The organism is Corynebacterium humireducens NBRC 106098 = DSM 45392, assembly GCF_000819445.1.
Taxonomy (GTDB): Bacteria; Actinomycetota; Actinomycetes; order Mycobacteriales; family Mycobacteriaceae; genus Corynebacterium; species Corynebacterium humireducens.
Genome location: NZ_CP005286.1, coordinates 2,633,158 through 2,647,688, shown reverse-complemented (window position 1 = coordinate 2,647,688; position 14,531 = coordinate 2,633,158). Strand labels below are relative to the sequence as shown.

Here is a 14,531-nt window from a genome sequence, read left to right as displayed (position 1 = left end):
TGGGAAGCTGGCGGGCCGGAAGGAACAGACGTGGCACGCCGCTAAGCGCGCCACCACCACTGGGTGTTCGTCATGTTCTTCACAGGAGGAAACGTTAATGCGCGGAGGTGGACTCCGCAAGTCCTCCTACGCTTTATCTGCCTCGGAGGCGGCCTTCCGGAGGGCGGCGAGGTCCACGGCGGGGGTCTCGGCGGGTGCCCCGCAGTTGCAGTCCTGGCCGCAGCCGCCCTCCTCGGAGTCCCCGGAGTCCTCGATGAGCGAGGCGGTCCGAGCGCCCACGTTGGCGCCGAGGGAGAGCGCCACCAGGGCGACGAGGAGGGTCACCACGGTGAACACCCACATCCAGCCACCGCTGACGAAGGCCAGCATGGCGCCGAAGAGCAGGGCCACGCCACCGAAGGTCCAGATCGGGCCGGCGGCGGCGTGGGCGGCGCGCCAGGCCTCCTCCGACTTACGGACCTCCGGGACACGCAGGCCGAAGATCGCGTTGCCCGGCAGTTTCCGCGCCCAGGAGAGCACGCCGAAAAGCAGCAGGGCCCCGGCGAGGACGAGCAGAATCACAGCGATGACGGTCATAACCCAGGAGTCTAACCCTGCGGGGGTAGATTCCTGACATGGACCTGAAACGCCTGACTTCATCGCTGCTGTTCCGGGTGATCCTCGCGATCGTCCTGGGCATCGTGTGCAGCCTCTTCTTCCCCGACTGGCTCGCCCGGATCTTCGCCACCTTCAACGGTCTGTTCGGCGGGTTCCTCGGCTTCTTCGTCCCCGTCCTCATCTTCGCGCTCATCACCCCGGCCATCGCAGGCCTGGGGCGCGGGGCGGGCAGGTGGCTCGGCGTGACCACGGGCATCGCCTACCTGTCGACGATCCTCTCCGGCATCCTCGCCTACGTCGTCGCCCGGGCGGTGTACCCGTGGCTGCTCGCGGGACAGGAGGAGGTGCAGGCCACCGATGTCGGGGAGGGCGGGCTGGTCCCCTACTTCGAGATCCAGATGACCCCACCCTTCGAGGTGATGACCGCTCTGCTGCTGGCCTTCGCGGTGGGCCTGTCGATGACGGCGGTGAAGTCGGACACCCTCTACAAGGCGTCCCGTGACCTGGAGCGGGTGGTCATGAAGGTGATCTCGGCGTTCATCATCCCGCTGCTGCCGGTGTTCATCTTCGGCATGTTCCTGTCGATGGGCATGAACGGCAACCTCATGGACACGATGCTGGCCTTCGGCAAGGTGCTGCTGCTGTCCGTGGTGATGACGTTCGTGTTCCTTGCTGTCCAGTTCACCGTGGCGGGTGCCGTCACGGGGCGTAACCCGCTGGGGGCCTTCCGCACGATGCTGCCGGCCTACGCCACCGCCCTGGGCACCTCCTCCTCCGCGGCGACGATCCCGGTCACCTACGCCTCCACGGTGCGTAACGGCGTCGACGTCAACGTGGCCGGTTTCGTCGTCCCGCTGTGCGCGACGATCCACCTGGCCGGCTCGATGATGAAGATCGGCCTCTACACTTTCGCCATCGTGCACATGGCGGGCCTCGACGTGTCCGCGGGTCTGGCGATCGGTTTCGTCCTCATGCTCGGCGTCACGATGATCGCCGCGCCGGGTGTGCCGGGCGGCGCGATCATGGCGGCCGTCGGCCTGCTCAGCTCCATGCTGGGTTTCACGGACGCCCAGGTCGCCCTCATGATCGCCGCGTACATCGCGGTCGACTCCTTCGGCACGGCCGCGAACGTCACCGGCGACGGTGCGATCGCGATGATCGTGAACCGCTTCGCGCGGGGAAAGATTCCGGCGACGGTCTCCGAGGAGGCTCCGCACTGACCCCCGGATAGACCAAGCTGTCTGTCCGGTGCCGCTATCATGGTGGGCATGAAGGACATCGCCTCGATCCACGACGTCGCCCCCGGTGGCACGCTGCTTCTCGACGACGGCCTCCTCCTCATCCGCGACCTCGACGGCGACTTCCACGTCACCGAGGACCGCTGCCCGCATGTGGGGTGGTCGCTGAGGACGGGCACCCTCCACGAGGACGCCGTCATCGAGTGCCCCCTCCACCACGGGCTGTGGAACCTCCGGTCCGGCGACCCGGTGCGCTACCCGGCCCGCGTCCCCATGAAGATCCACCGGGTTGAGGTCAGGGGTGAGACCGTATGGCTCGTCGACTGATCCTCCTGCTGCCCCTGCTCCTCGCCGGCTGCGCGGCCGGGCCGGACGCCACCACTCTCCCGGCGGAGACGGTCACCGAGACGGTCACCGCGGACACGCCCGCGCCGGTCGAGGAGACCGTGACCGTCACCGCCGACCGCGACGCCCTCCTCGCCCTGCTCGGCCACCACCGCCAGGTGATGCAGCGCAGCGGCATGATCGTGGACCGCCCGGGGGTGCCCGCGGAGGTCACGGCCTTCGCCCGGGACCGCCTGCAGAACACCGGCCCGCTCATCGGTGAACTCAACGAACTCATCGACGGCCCCCGCGACGGCGGCGCCCTGCGCCAGCAGGAGCGGGAGGCCCTTCTCCGGGACGGTGCCGACGCCTACGTCGCGCAGATGCGCACCCACATCACGCAGATCCTGCCCTTCGCCGAGCACGCGGCGGCGAGCGCCGACGCGGAGGTGGCGGAGCTGGGACGGGGGCACGTCGAGAAGCTCACTGCTCAGCTGGCGGAGCTGGAGGCTCTCGCCGGGGGCGCAGGGTGAGGATGTGGACGGTCACCCCCGCCGCGATGAACGGCAGGATGACCGCCGGGATCGTGCGGCCTGACCAGGCGAGATAGCCGGTCGAGAGCACGATGCTCAGCCACAGCATGACGATCGTGCGCACCTTGTGGGCGCGTGTCATCGTGGCGTCGTGGTAGTTGCTGATGTACTCGCCCAGCACGGGGTGGTTGACCAGGTAGGTGTGCAGCCGTTCCGAGCTGCGGGCGAAGCAGAACGCGCTGAGCAGCAGGAACGGCGTCGTCGGCAGGACCGGCAGGACGATGCCGAGGACGCCGAGCGCCAGGCTCACCGCTCCGACGACGACGAGGAGCGGCCGCAGCATCAGTTCACCAGCCGGGTACGGGGCCATGCCAGTCAGTCTAGGCTGGCGGGCATGGAGTACAAGGTCGTGGAGATCCGTGAGGGACTCATCGGTGGCAAGCTGTCCGGGAAGAAACTGGAGAAGATCCTCAACGAGCAGGCTCGGGAGGGGTGGCTCTACAAGTCGATGACGTCCGTCGACGTCAAGGGCCGGGTCGGTCCGGGAGGTGTCGACGGCCTGCTCGTGGTCTTCGAGCGTCCGAACTAGCCTCAACCGTCCGTCCGTGCGCGCGCCTACTACACTGCTTAACCATGACGAACCCGAGTGAATCCACCCCTGCGTTCCGTTACACCCCTTCACTGGCCAACGACATTGAGCGCAGCTGGCAGCAGTACTGGGTGGACAACGGCACCTTCAACGCCCCGAACCCGGTCGGCGACCTCGCCCCCGCGGACGGGCAGGAGCTGCCGAAGGACAAGCTCTTCGTCCAGGACATGTTCCCCTACCCCTCCGGTGCCGGCCTGCACGTCGGTCACCCGCTGGGTTACATCGCCACGGACGTCTACGCCCGCTTCCACCGCATGATGGGCCGGAACGTCCTGCACACGCTGGGTTACGATGCCTTCGGTCTGCCCGCCGAGCAGTACGCCATCCAGACGGGCACGCACCCGCGCACCACGACGATGGCCAACATCGAGAACATGCGTCGTCAGCTCGACGCCCTCGGCCTGGGCCACGACCGTCGCCGTTCCATCGCCACCACCGACCCGGAGTACTACCGCTGGACCCAGTGGATCTTCCTGCAGATCTACAACGCCTGGTTCGACGAGGAGCAGCAGAAGGCCCGCCGCATCGACGAGCTCATCCCGCTGCTGGAGTCCGGTGCCCTGCAGACGAAGGACGGGCGTGACTACAACGAGCTGGATGACGTCGAGAAGCAGCAGGCCCTCGACGAGTTCCGCCTGGTCTACCGTTCGAACTCCATGGTCAACTGGTGCCCCGGCCTGGGCACCGTGCTGGCGAACGAGGAGGTGACCGCGGAGGGTCGTTCCGAGCGCGGCAACTTCCCGGTGTTCCGGAAGAACCTCTCCCAGTGGATGATGCGCATCACCGCGTACTCCGACCGCCTCATCGACGACCTCGAGCTTCTCGACTGGCCCGAGAAGGTCAAGTCCATGCAGCGCAACTGGATCGGCCGTTCCCGCGGCGCGGAGGTCGACTTCGACGCCTCCGGCCACACGATCCGCGTGTTCACCACCCGCCCGGACACCCTGTTCGGCGCGAGCTACATGGTGCTCGCCCCGGAGCATGAGCTTGTCGACGTCCTCGTGGCCGACGCCTTCCCCGAGGGCACCGACGAGCGCTGGACCTACGGTGCCGCCACCCCGGCCGAGGCCGTGGAGGCCTACCGCCAGGCCATCGCTGCCAAGTCCGACGTCGAGCGTCAGGAGAACAAGGACAAGACCGGCGTCTTCCTCGGCGCCTACGCCACCAACCCGGTCAACGGCGCGCAGATCCCGGTCTTCATCGCCGACTACGTCCTCACCGGCTACGGCACCGGCGCCATCATGGCCGTCCCGGCCCACGACGACCGCGACTACGAGTTCGCCACCGTCTTCGGCCTGCCCATCCTCGAGGTCGTCGCCGGCGGCGACGTCACCGAGGCCGCCTGGACCGGCGACGGCACCCTGGTGAACTCCGCCAACCAGGAGGGCCTGGACATCAACGGTCTGAACAAGGCCGACGCCATCGAGCGCACCATCGCGTGGCTCGTCGCCGAAGGCAAGGGCACAGAGAAGATCCAGTACAAGCTCCGCGACTGGCTGTTCGCCCGCCAGCGCTACTGGGGCGAGCCCTTCCCCATCGTCTACGACGCGCAGGGCCAGGCCCACGCCCTCCCCGAGTCGATGCTCCCCATCGAGCTGCCCGAGGTGGAGGACTACAAGCCGGTCTCCTTCGACCCGGACGACGCCGACTCCGAGCCGCAGCCCCCGCTGGCCAAGGCGAAGGAGTGGGTCGAGGTCGAGCTCGACCTGGGTGACGGCCCGCAGATCTACACCCGCGACACCAACGTCATGCCGCAGTGGGCCGGTTCCTCCTGGTACCAGCTGCGCTACATCGACCCGAACAACGACGACGCGCTCGTCGACATCGAGAACGAGCGCTACTGGACGGGCCCGCAGTTCGACGGTGACTGCGGCGGCGTCGACCTCTACGTCGGCGGCGTCGAGCACGCCGTGCTGCACCTGCTCTACTCCCGTTTCTGGCACAAGGTCCTCTACGACCTGGGCCACGTCACCTCCGTCGAGCCGTACCGCCGCCTGTACAACCAGGGCTACATCCAGGCCTACGCCTACACCGACGCCCGTGGCGTCTACGTGCCGGCCGAGGAGGTCGTGGAGAAGGACGGCAGGTTCTTCTACAACGACGAGGAGGTCACCCAGGAGTACGGCAAGATGGGCAAGTCCCTGAAGAACGCCGTCGCCCCGGACGACATCTGCGAGAACTACGGCGCCGACACCCTCCGCGTCTACGAGATGTCCATGGGCCCGCTCGACACCTCCCGCCCCTGGGCGACGAAGGACGTCGTCGGCGCGCAGCGCTTCCTCCAGCGCCTGTGGCGTCTGGTGGTCAGCGAGGAGACCGGTGACGCCCTCACCGCGGACCTCCCTCTCAGCGACGACGACAACAAGCAGCTCCACCGCACCATCGAGGGCGTCCGTGACGACTACGACAACCTGCGTGTCAACACCGTCGTGGCCAAGCTCATCGAGTACGTCAACTACCTGACCAAGACCTACCCCGACGCCGTGCCCACCGCCGCCGTCGAGCCGCTGGTCATCATGGTCGCCCCGGTTGCCCCGCACATCGCGGAGGAGCTGTGGAAGCGTCTCGGCCACACCGACACCGTCGCCTTCGAGCCTTTCCCGGAGTTCGACGAGAAGTGGCTCGTCGACGACGAGATCGAGCTGCCCGTCCAGATCAACGGCAAGGTCCGCGCCCGCGTCATGGTCCCGGCCGACGCCGATCAGGACGCCGTCGTCGCCCGCGTCCTCGAGGAGCCGCGTATCGCCGAGGCCGTCGCCGGCAAGAACCTCATCAAGCAGATCGTGGTCCCGGGCCGCATGGTCAACCTGGTGGTGAAGTAGCCCCGTGCACCGGGAGGCCGCGCAGGTGGTGGCAGCCGCCACAGACACCGTCTTCGGCCTGATGGGCAACGGAAACGCCCTGTTCATCCGCGAACTCGCGGAGCAGGGCGTCTCCGTCATCTCGGTGCGTCACGAGGCCGCCGCGGTGGCCGCCGCCGATGCCTTCCAGCGCACGACGCGGCGCCTGGCGGTCGCCACGACCACCTACGGCCCGGGTTTCACCAACGCCCTCACCCCGCTTATCGACGCCGCCATCTCCCGCTCCCCACTCCTCCTCGTCGCCGGTTCCACGGAGACCGTGGACCACGCAGCGCTGGCCCGGGCGTGTGGGGCGCGGGTGGAGACGGATCCCTCCGTGGCTGTGCGCGTGGCGCTGGAGGAGTCCGTTCCGGTGGTGCTCTTCCTGCCGTGGGAGGGCGCCGATACGCCCGATTCGGACTCTCCGGGTGAGGTATCGTCCCTGCTCAGTGGTGCTCAACAGCTGTTGATCGTCGCCGGCCGCGGGGCGGTCGAGGCCCGCGAGGAGGTCATCGCCCTGGCCGAGTCCTGGGGTGCCGACGTCGCCACCACCGCCCCGGCAAAAGGCTTCTTCGACGGCGCCTCCGGCGTCCGGGACCTCGGCATCTGCGGTGGTTTCGCCGCCCCCGAAGCCCGTGCCGCGATGCGGGAGGCCGACGTGGTTCTCGTCCTCGGTGCGTCCCTCAACCGTTTCACCGAGGGTGGCTCCTTTGGACCTGACGCACACGTCATCCAGATCGACCCCCACTCCCCCACCACCCCACGCATCGACACTCCCCTCCGCGGCACCGTCGAGGAGATGCTTCCGGAGCTGACCGGGGAGGGCGGCGTCGTGAAGCGTGCGCCGGTGCGCACCACCCATGCCGAGGGCGCTGAACTCGCCCCCGACGGGCGGCTCGATCCGCGCACGCTCTTTACGCGACTCAACGAACTCCTGCCGCGTGAACGCGTCGTGGTCACCGACGGCGGCCACTTCATCGCCTGGCCGTGCATGTACCTCGACGTCCCCGCGCCGGACCACCTGGTGCTCGTGGGCACCGGCTTCGAGACGATCGGCCTCGGCCTCGGCGCCGCCGTCGGAGTCGTCGAGGCCGCCGGCGAGCGGCTGACCGTCCTGGTCACCGGCGACGGCGGTGGCCTCATGGCGCTTGCCGACGCCGAGTCCGTCATCCGTCGCGTCCACGACACCGGCGGCCGGTGCGTCATCGTGGTGGTCAACGACGCCGCCTACGGCGCCGAGATCCACCAGTACGCGTCGCAGGGCGTGCCGGAGGAGCCGATGCTGATCCCCGAGGTCGACTTCACGGAGGTGTTCGGTGCGTTCGGGGCGCGCGGCACGGTGGTGCACACGTTGGGGGACCTGGCGGCGGCCGGCGAGTGGCTCGCGGAGGGTGTGCCCGGCGTCTGGGTCCTCGACTGCCGGGTGTCGCGGTTGGTGGTGGCTCCCTTCCTGTCGGGGGTCTGAGGGTCGGAGAGTGCGCAGCTGCGCACTCTTTATGGCGTCTGAACTGGGGTGATGTCGTCGAAGGTGTCCTGGTGCTCCCAGACGTCGAGAAGCTCCTCATCGCCCTTCGGCACGGGCCCGTGGGAGTAGCTGTCGGCGTGCTGCCCCATCGCCAGATCCAGCATCGCGGGCCCGTTGTCCACCGACGTGTAGGACTCTCCGCCGGGGAAGCGGAATCGCAGGAGGCTCGGATCGACCTCGTCCGGCACGATGACCAGCTCCCCGTTGGAGACCATCGCGTGGTGCGTGGAACACAGCGGGATGAGGTTCTCGAGGTCGGTCCCGCCCCCGGCGGCCCAGGCGACGATGTGGTGGAACTCGAGCCAGCGGGTGCACGGACAGCCGGGTGTGGCGCAGCGGTGATTCCAGCGGGTGAGCAGCGCCTTCTCCTGGGCGCGGTTGAGCAGGCGGGAACTGCGGCCCAGGTGGAGGATGCGTCCGCGGGCGTCGCGGATCTGCAGGGAGAGGAAGCCGTTGAGGATGCTGCGCAGCAGGTCCGGGGTGGTGGCGGCGGGCTGTCCCGGGATCCGTGCGCGGTCGTCGGAGTCGATGATGATGTTCACCTGTGCGCCCGGGGCCGTCGTCTTCGCCTCCGGGTTGGTCCGCGCCAGGTGGCAGAGGCTGATGAGTGACCCGACGAGGCTGGTGCTGGTGGGTACGCCGAAACGGGTGGTGGAGGAGTCCGGGCCTGCGGAGTCCTGCCCGCCCAGCGCCAGTTCGGCGCTCTTCAGGGCGGCGAGGAACTCGGCCCCGCGCTCAGCGTCGAGGGCGCCCCAGAACCTCAGCCCACCGTTGTCCTCGTCCACGGTCACCGAGAGGCGGTTCCGCGCCTTCCGTGGGCGTCCGTTGGGCCGTGGGTGACCGGCGAGCAGGGTCTCCAGCTCGGTGAACAGGTGCGCGAGGGCGAGGGCGACCAGCTCGGCCTCGTTCTCGGCGGTCAGGAGCGGCAGGAGGAGGCGCACCTTGGAGTAGGAGAGCTCCCCCTCGGAGAAGTGGTGGGCGAGCAGGGGGAAGTCGCGGAGCGCGCGACCCACCTGGAGGTACTCGAAGGCGGTGCGCCGGGACAGGTCCTGGGTGCGTACCGCCCAGGAGACGGTGCCGGCGGAACCACCCAGGCCACGGTGGTCGAACTCGGCGAGGTGGAGGATGAAGGCGGCCTTGTGGCGGGTGAGGTTGCGGTGGGCGTGGGTGATCGAGGTGGTCAGCTGGCGGTCGGTGAGTGTGGACGGCTCGGTGATCGTGGCGAGCAAGGATTCCCCCGGTGGTCGAATTGGTGTTCGATTACGGCCACCGTAGCAGGCGCCCCGGACATGAGCTTCCCGGAAGGCGTCGTTGCAGGTCAGGGGGCAAAAAGAGTGCGCAGCTGCGCACTCCTGCATCCCTCTGCCGAGAGTCTTCGGCGAGCAACGGATGCACTCAACATTGGACGCGCCTCGCGGCAACCTGTGAAGCCCCTGGGGGTATCTGGTTGCGGGCGTCGGCAAGCTCTGTTAATCTCAGGAACCGTCATACCCCCCGGGGTATCCACTTAAGTCCGAAACACAGAAGGAACACCACCGTGATCAGGAACCTCGGCGAGAAGTACTCGCCCCTCTATTTCCTCGCCGCCCTCGGTTTCGGCGGCATGGCCGTCTTCTTCTTCATGGCCTTCATGCACATCACTCCGCACCCGGAGACCCCGATGCCGACCTTCGAGTCCATCACCGGCGCCTACGCCAACGGCGACTCCTTCATGCGCACCGCCATCATCGTCGGCTACGTCGGCATGATCGCCATGCTCGCCATCCACATCGGACTGCTGATCTGGAACTTCCGCGAGTTCAACCAGTTCAAGCACACCGAGGCGTACCAGACCCTCAAGTCCACCAACGCCGAGGTCACCCTCATGGCCATCCCGCTGACCCTGGGCATGACCATCAACGGCGCCTTCGTCGCCGCCCTCGCCCTCGTCCCGGGCCTGTGGAGCATCATCCAGTCCCTCATGCCGCTGGCTCTGCTCGCCTACGGCTCCGTCGGTGTCCTGGCCCTGGTCATCATGACCAACTACCTGCGCCGCATCATCGGCGGCGGCTTCTCCTTCGAGGCCAACGGTGGCCTCAACCAGCTCATCGCCGCGTTCTCCATGTCCATGGTCGCCGTCGGCTTCGGTGCCCCCGCAGCCATGGGCACCAACCCGCTCATCGTCATGATCGGCGTCGCCGGCTCCATGTTCTTCGGCTTCATCTCGGTCCTGCTCTTCGGCGTCTTCCTCGTCGCCGGCGTCATGAGCATCATGCAGTACGGCCTGGCGCTGCCGAACTCCGCCACACTGTGGCTCGCCGTCCCGATCCTCACCCTGTACTCCATCACCGTCCTGCGTGACCGCCACGGCATGCAGACCCTCATGGACGCCGGCCCGGCCGGCCCGCAGGAGCACGCACAGTCCTCCGTCGGCATCCTGCTCTTCCTCACCTTCATGATGCTCGCGCAGGTCGCCTTCCTGGGCCTCGGCTACGTCGTCATGCGCTCCAACGGCTTCTTCCAGAAGTTCGTCCTCTCCCGTGAGGAGACCTCCCCCGTTGCCTTCACCCTGGTCTGCCCGGGCGTCGGACTGTCCGTCCTCTCGATGTTCTACATCAACACCGGCCTGATCCAGAACGGCCTGATCGAGAAGTTCTCCGGCACCTACTACGCCGCACTGCTCGTCCCGGCCACCATCGCGGCCGCCACCCTGTGGCTCGCGTTCACCCTGTTCCGCAACCAGCTGTCCTCCGCCAGCAAGTTCGCCCAGGAGCAGAAGGTCCTGGTCAACGCTTAATCCCCCGTACACGCGGCGCACGGCTCAAGACCGTGCGCCGCGTCGGCGATTCTGCCGGGCCTCTTCAGGGCTGCACCGCCACCACGGTCCGCCCGCGGCGCCGACCGTCCATGAGCTCCTCCCCCGCGGCGACGACCTCTGCCAGGGGCACCGTCGTGCTGAGGGAGGTGAGGACATCCACGTCCAGGGTGTCGGCCAGCAGCGCCCACGCCCGCTCCCGGAGCTCCCGCGGCGCGTCCACCGAGTTGATGCCCACCAGCTTCACGCCGCGGAGAATGAACGGCAGCACCGTGGCGGGTAGGTCGGGGCCCTGCGCCAGTCCGCACGCGGTGACCGTGCCACCCCACTGCGTCTGCGCGCACGCGTTGACCAGCGTGTGGGAACCGATGCAGTCCACCACCCCGGCCCACCGGGCCTTCTGCAGGGGGCGGCCGGGTGCCGCCAGTTCGGCCCTGTCGACCAGCTCCCCCGCGCCCAGCTCACGCAGCCAGTCACCGTGCTCCCCGGCCCGTCCCGTCGCGGCCACGACGTCGTGGCCGAGGGTCGCCAGCAGGTGCACCGCGATCGAACCGACGCCACCCGTCGCGCCCGTGACCAGCACCTCTCCCCCGTCCACGCCCTGCTCACGCAGCGCCGCGACCGACAGGGCGGCCGTGAACCCCGCCGTACCGATCGCCGCCGCCTGCCATGCGTCGAAGACATCCGGGACGTGCACCGTCGCCTCCGCGGGCACCCGCTGCCGCGTGGAGTAGCCGCCGTGGCGGAACTCCCCCAGTCCCCCACCGTTGGTGGTCACCAGGTCGCCCGGCGCGAAGCGGGGATCCTCCGAGGACACCACCGTTCCGACCGCGTCGATGCCCGGCACCAGCGGGTCCACCCGCATCACGCCGCGGTCGCCGCGCAGCGCCATGCCGTCCTTGTAGTTGAGGGATGAGTGGGAGACGTCGACAAGCACCTCGCCGGGGCCGAGGAACACCTCGTCGGTGAGGGTGGCGGTGACGGTGGAGTCGGTACGTGTGACAAGCAGGGAGTGGTCCATGGCCCCACGCTAGTTATCGTGGAGGCCATGCGCAGACTCACCTGGTTCGCCCTCGCCGTGTACGCCGCGGTGATGGTCGCGCTCACCATGCTCAAGGCGTTCTACCGGATCGGCTACCTGTGGGATCCGGCCATCCACCGGCACCGTGAGCTGCGCCCCGTCCCCCTCGAGGACCTCCTCGGCGCGACCGGCTGGTTCCTGCCCGCCTTCGGCTACCTGGGCAACCTCGCCTTCTTCGTCCCCTTCGGGGTGCTCGTGTACATGCTGCTTATCGACGCCCGCCGTCCCCTCCTCAGCACCGTCCTCGTCGGGTTCGCCGCGTCGTTGACGATCGAGACGGCGCAGTACGTGTTCGCGCTCGGCTACTCGGACATCGACGATCTGCTCATGAACACCCTCGGGGCGTTCCTCGGCGCCGTCGTGGCGCGCCTGTGCGGTCCCCGCTGGCACCGGGTGTGGATCGGCCTGGCCCTGGCCCTGGGCGTCGTGTTCGTGGTGCTCGCGGGCCTCGGGGAACGGCTCGGCGACCCGGCGAAGGTGGCCGCCGGTACCTAGGTCCGTCACCTAGGATTGCGGCATGAGAAGGACCGCCGCTCTCCTGCTGGCCGTCGCACTGACGGTGACCCCGACCGCCGGGGCGTCGAGCCTGCCGCGTGTCCCCGGCCTGTCCGCCGAGCATGACGTCTCCTCCCGCGAGCGGGGCTCCAGCATCGGCCACTCCACCGGCACGGGGGTGCAGCTGTCCTCCGGTCCCGTCGTCCGCATGTCCCGGGAGTCGGCGCTGGCGCAGACCTTCGGATCGACCGTGCAGCTGTCCTCCGACCTGCCGGTCGCCGGCCCCTTCAACGACCCCACCTGCGTGCCGACGCCCGACTTCCCCGTCCCCGTCGTCCTCATCCACGGCACCGCCGGCGGGTCCGGGCACATGGTCACCCTCGCCGAGAGCCTCGTCGCTGCGGGGGCCTGCACCTGGGCCCTCAACTACGGCGCCGACCAGTTCAGCATGCTCAGCGCGTCCGTGGGACGTTACGGCTACGCCGACCCCTTCCTCAGCGTGCACGAGCTGGACAGCTTCGTCGACGGGGTTCTCCGGCGCACCGGCGCCTCACGGGTGGATCTCGTCGGGCACTCGCAGGGCGGCACCCTGACCAAGGGTTACGTCATGGGTCTCGACGGCGCCGCGAAGGTACGCCGCGTGGTCACCCTCGGGGCGACGCTCCACGGCACGGACGTCAACGGGTGGAACTGGGTCGGTTCCGTCGTGCAGGCCGTCCCCGGCTCCTCGACCTTCCTCGCCGGGGAGGCGGCCGTGCAGCAGCTCCGGCACTCCGAGTTCGTGGACTGGCTCAACGGCTTCCCCGACGCCGCCCCGGGCGTCACGTATACCGCGCTCTACACCGCCTCCGACACCATCGCGACACCCAACGAGACGTCCATGATCGATCCCGGCGCCTCCGGGGCGGACGTGGTCAACGTCGAGGTCGAGTCCACGTGCCTCCACCCCGTGAGCCACGGCGGACTGGTCACGGACCCGGTGCCGATCGGGCTCGTCGTGTGGGGGCTCACCCGCGCGGAGGGCGACTCCTCCCCCGTCTGCGGCCGACCTGAAAGTGACCCCGGTCACGCTGCGGGAGGGTAGGATCAGGCCCACCAACCACCACAGGGAGGAACCCCCTCATGTCCATCGTCGATGAGAAGGCCCGCCAGCTGCTCGACAAGGCCTGCAGCGCCGACAACGGCCGCGCCGCGAAACTACTGGTCAACGACGGCCCGCTGCGGCAGACCGTCATCGCCCTCAAGCAGGGCACCACGCTCCAGGAGCACAACTCCCCGCCCGCCGCCTCGATCTTCCTGTTCAGCGGTGAAGTGAAGGTCGCCGGCAAGGAGGAGACGACGATCGGCGCCGGCCAGCTGGTCACCCTGACCCACCAGCGTCACTCGGTCAGTGCGCTCGAGGACTCCGTTTTCCTGCTCACCACCGTCACCAGCGTCGAGGGGCGGGAGTCCCACTCCGGTCAGTCCTGACAGACCGACATCGTCCCGCGGAGCTCGGCGGGCACCCCGTCCGCGATGAGGGTCGACTCATCGAAGCACGGGTACTCCGTGACCGGGGAGCGGCCGTGGGGCTCGTAGTGTTCCCAGCGGCCCTCGACGGCGTGGTAGACGATGAGATGGTCCGTGAAGGCCTGGCCCGCACGCGCCCACTCACCGTCGCAGTACATGACGACAGGCTCGCTGAAGTCACCGCGGAACGCATCCGCGCCACAGTCCGGAGCGGTGGCCAGGGCCGTCGTGGAGGCGGGCACGGGGGCCACGTTGGTCGTGGTGGTCACCTCGACGGTGACGGACTCGGTGACCGGTGCCGTCACCGACACGGTGGCGGTGGGCGTGGCGGGATCGTCGTCGGCACCGCACGCACTCACGGTGAGCAGCAGCGGGACGAACAGCAGCGGGGTGACGCGGGCGCGGGCGTTCATGCCTTCACCCTAATGGAGTGGTGGTCTACTCCGTGCAGAGCGGGATCATCTCCTGCAGCTCCTCGGCGGCCCCGTCGGCGGTGAGGAGGGTCGGCGAGTAGCACCACTGCCCGTTGTCCTCGAGGCCGTGCTGCGGGTAGATGTCCCACTGGCCGTCGACGGACTGGAAGACGATGCTGAAGGACGTTCCCTTCTGGGTCACCTTGGCGAAGGCGCCGTCACAGAAGTCGACGACCGGATCCCCCAGGTCACCGACGGTGAAGGAGTCGGGTGCACAGTCGGCGGGGATGACGGTGGTGGTCTCGACGGTGGTGTCGGCGGCCACGGTCTCGGTGGCCTCCGCGGTCTCGGTGTCCTCGGTGGGGGTGCCCGTCTCGACGGCCGTGGAGGTGGCGGTGGTCGGGGCGGTGGTGGTCGTGGTGGTGTCGGTGTCCGAGGTGGAGTCGGTACCGCAGGCGGTGAGCAGGGTGGCGGCAGCCAGCAGGACGGCGCTTCGACGAAGGATCATGGGCAGAATGATACGCGCTGCAGCG

16 protein-coding genes are annotated in these 14,531 nt (G+C 68.7%); 10 read left to right on the top strand and 6 right to left on the bottom strand.

The genetic code is table 11. From position 1 onward, the window contains the following. Nucleotides 1–126 precede the first annotated feature (126 nt). A complete protein-coding gene (locus tag B842_RS12855; protein WP_040087097.1) occupies nt 127–576 on the bottom strand; it encodes an SdpI family protein in 450 nt (149 codons plus the stop codon). A 38-nt stretch (nt 577–614) separates the two neighbouring features. Between B842_RS12855 and B842_RS12850 the strand changes: the two genes are divergently transcribed. From B842_RS12850 to B842_RS12840, 3 genes are read left to right on the top strand one after another with little or no spacing between them, the layout of a single operon-like run. Then, the gene (locus tag B842_RS12850) at nt 615–1,817 is read left to right on the top strand and encodes a dicarboxylate/amino acid:cation symporter (RefSeq protein ID WP_040087096.1); all 1,203 of its coding nucleotides are present in this window, start codon (nt 615–617) and stop codon (nt 1,815–1,817) included. Between the two features lie 48 nt (nt 1,818–1,865). Continuing rightward, nucleotides 1,866–2,162 carry a Rieske 2Fe-2S domain-containing protein gene (locus B842_RS12845; RefSeq protein WP_040087750.1) on the top strand — a complete coding sequence of 99 codons (297 nt, stop codon included), beginning with the start codon at nt 1,866–1,868 and terminating at the stop codon, nt 2,160–2,162. Next, a complete protein-coding gene (locus B842_RS12840; RefSeq protein ID WP_040087095.1) occupies nt 2,147–2,692 on the top strand; it encodes a hypothetical protein in 546 nt (181 codons plus the stop codon). The genes B842_RS12845 and B842_RS12840 overlap by 16 nt, the downstream gene beginning before the upstream one ends. Here B842_RS12840 and B842_RS12835 read toward each other — a convergent pair. Further along, nucleotides 2,643–3,062, bottom strand: coding sequence for a YbaN family protein (locus B842_RS12835; RefSeq protein WP_245631367.1), 420 nt, complete (start codon nt 3,060–3,062; stop codon nt 2,643–2,645). The genes B842_RS12840 and B842_RS12835 overlap by 50 nt on opposite strands. Nucleotides 3,063–3,086: 24 nt before the next feature. Here B842_RS12835 and B842_RS12830 point away from each other — a divergent pair, with 24 nt between their 5' ends. From B842_RS12830 to B842_RS12820, 3 genes are read left to right on the top strand one after another with little or no spacing between them, the layout of a single operon-like run. Then, entirely contained in the window at nt 3,087–3,281 is a 195-nt protein-coding gene (locus B842_RS12830; protein ID WP_040087093.1) for a DUF4177 domain-containing protein, read from the top strand. Nucleotides 3,282–3,325: 44 nt separating this feature from the next. Beyond that, the gene (gene leuS, locus B842_RS12825; RefSeq protein WP_040087092.1) at nt 3,326–6,163 is read left to right on the top strand and encodes a leucine--tRNA ligase; all 2,838 of its coding nucleotides are present in this window, start codon (nt 3,326–3,328) and stop codon (nt 6,161–6,163) included. Nucleotides 6,164–6,167: 4 nt separating this feature from the next. Next, on the top strand, nt 6,168–7,646 hold the full coding sequence (locus B842_RS12820) for a thiamine pyrophosphate-binding protein (protein WP_040087091.1): 1,479 nt from the start codon (nt 6,168–6,170) through the stop codon (nt 7,644–7,646). A gap of 29 nt (nt 7,647–7,675) precedes the next feature. Here B842_RS12820 and B842_RS13910 read toward each other — a convergent pair whose 3' ends face one another. Further along, nucleotides 7,676–8,935, bottom strand: a complete 1,260-nt coding sequence (locus tag B842_RS13910) for an HNH endonuclease (protein ID WP_040087090.1) — start codon at nt 8,933–8,935, stop codon at nt 7,676–7,678. Nucleotides 8,936–9,243: 308 nt separating this feature from the next. Here B842_RS13910 and B842_RS12810 point away from each other — a divergent pair, with 308 nt between their 5' ends. Continuing rightward, entirely contained in the window at nt 9,244–10,482 is a 1,239-nt protein-coding gene (locus tag B842_RS12810; RefSeq protein WP_040087089.1) for a TsoY family (seleno)protein, read from the top strand. Nucleotides 10,483–10,546: 64 nt separating this feature from the next. Here the strand turns inward: B842_RS12810 and B842_RS12805 are convergent, their stop codons facing one another. Beyond that, the gene (locus B842_RS12805) at nt 10,547–11,521 is read right to left on the bottom strand and encodes an MDR family oxidoreductase (RefSeq protein WP_040087087.1); all 975 of its coding nucleotides are present in this window, start codon (nt 11,519–11,521) and stop codon (nt 10,547–10,549) included. 18 nt (nt 11,522–11,539) lie between these two features. Here B842_RS12805 and B842_RS12800 point away from each other — a divergent pair, with 18 nt between their 5' ends. From B842_RS12800 to B842_RS12790, 3 genes are read left to right on the top strand one after another with little or no spacing between them, the layout of a single operon-like run. After that, on the top strand, nt 11,540–12,076 hold the full coding sequence (locus B842_RS12800) for a VanZ family protein (protein WP_373277294.1): 537 nt from the start codon (nt 11,540–11,542) through the stop codon (nt 12,074–12,076). Nucleotides 12,077–12,098: 22 nt separating this feature from the next. Next, entirely contained in the window at nt 12,099–13,160 is a 1,062-nt protein-coding gene (locus B842_RS12795; protein WP_052437951.1) for an esterase/lipase family protein, read from the top strand. Nucleotides 13,161–13,198: 38 nt separating this feature from the next. Further along, nucleotides 13,199–13,546 (top strand): cupin domain-containing protein, encoded by a 348-nt coding sequence (locus B842_RS12790; RefSeq protein ID WP_040087085.1) that lies wholly within the window; start codon nt 13,199–13,201, stop codon nt 13,544–13,546. On the opposite strand, the gene B842_RS12785 is transcribed toward B842_RS12790, so the two are convergent. Further along, complete coding sequence (locus tag B842_RS12785) at nt 13,537–13,998, bottom strand: hypothetical protein (protein WP_040087084.1); 462 nt, start codon at nt 13,996–13,998, stop codon at nt 13,537–13,539. The two genes, B842_RS12790 and B842_RS12785, sit on opposite strands and share 10 nt — an antisense overlap. 25 nt (nt 13,999–14,023) lie before the next feature. Continuing rightward, complete coding sequence (locus B842_RS12780) at nt 14,024–14,506, bottom strand: hypothetical protein (RefSeq protein ID WP_040087083.1); 483 nt, start codon at nt 14,504–14,506, stop codon at nt 14,024–14,026. Nucleotides 14,507–14,531: the final 25 nt, after the last annotated feature.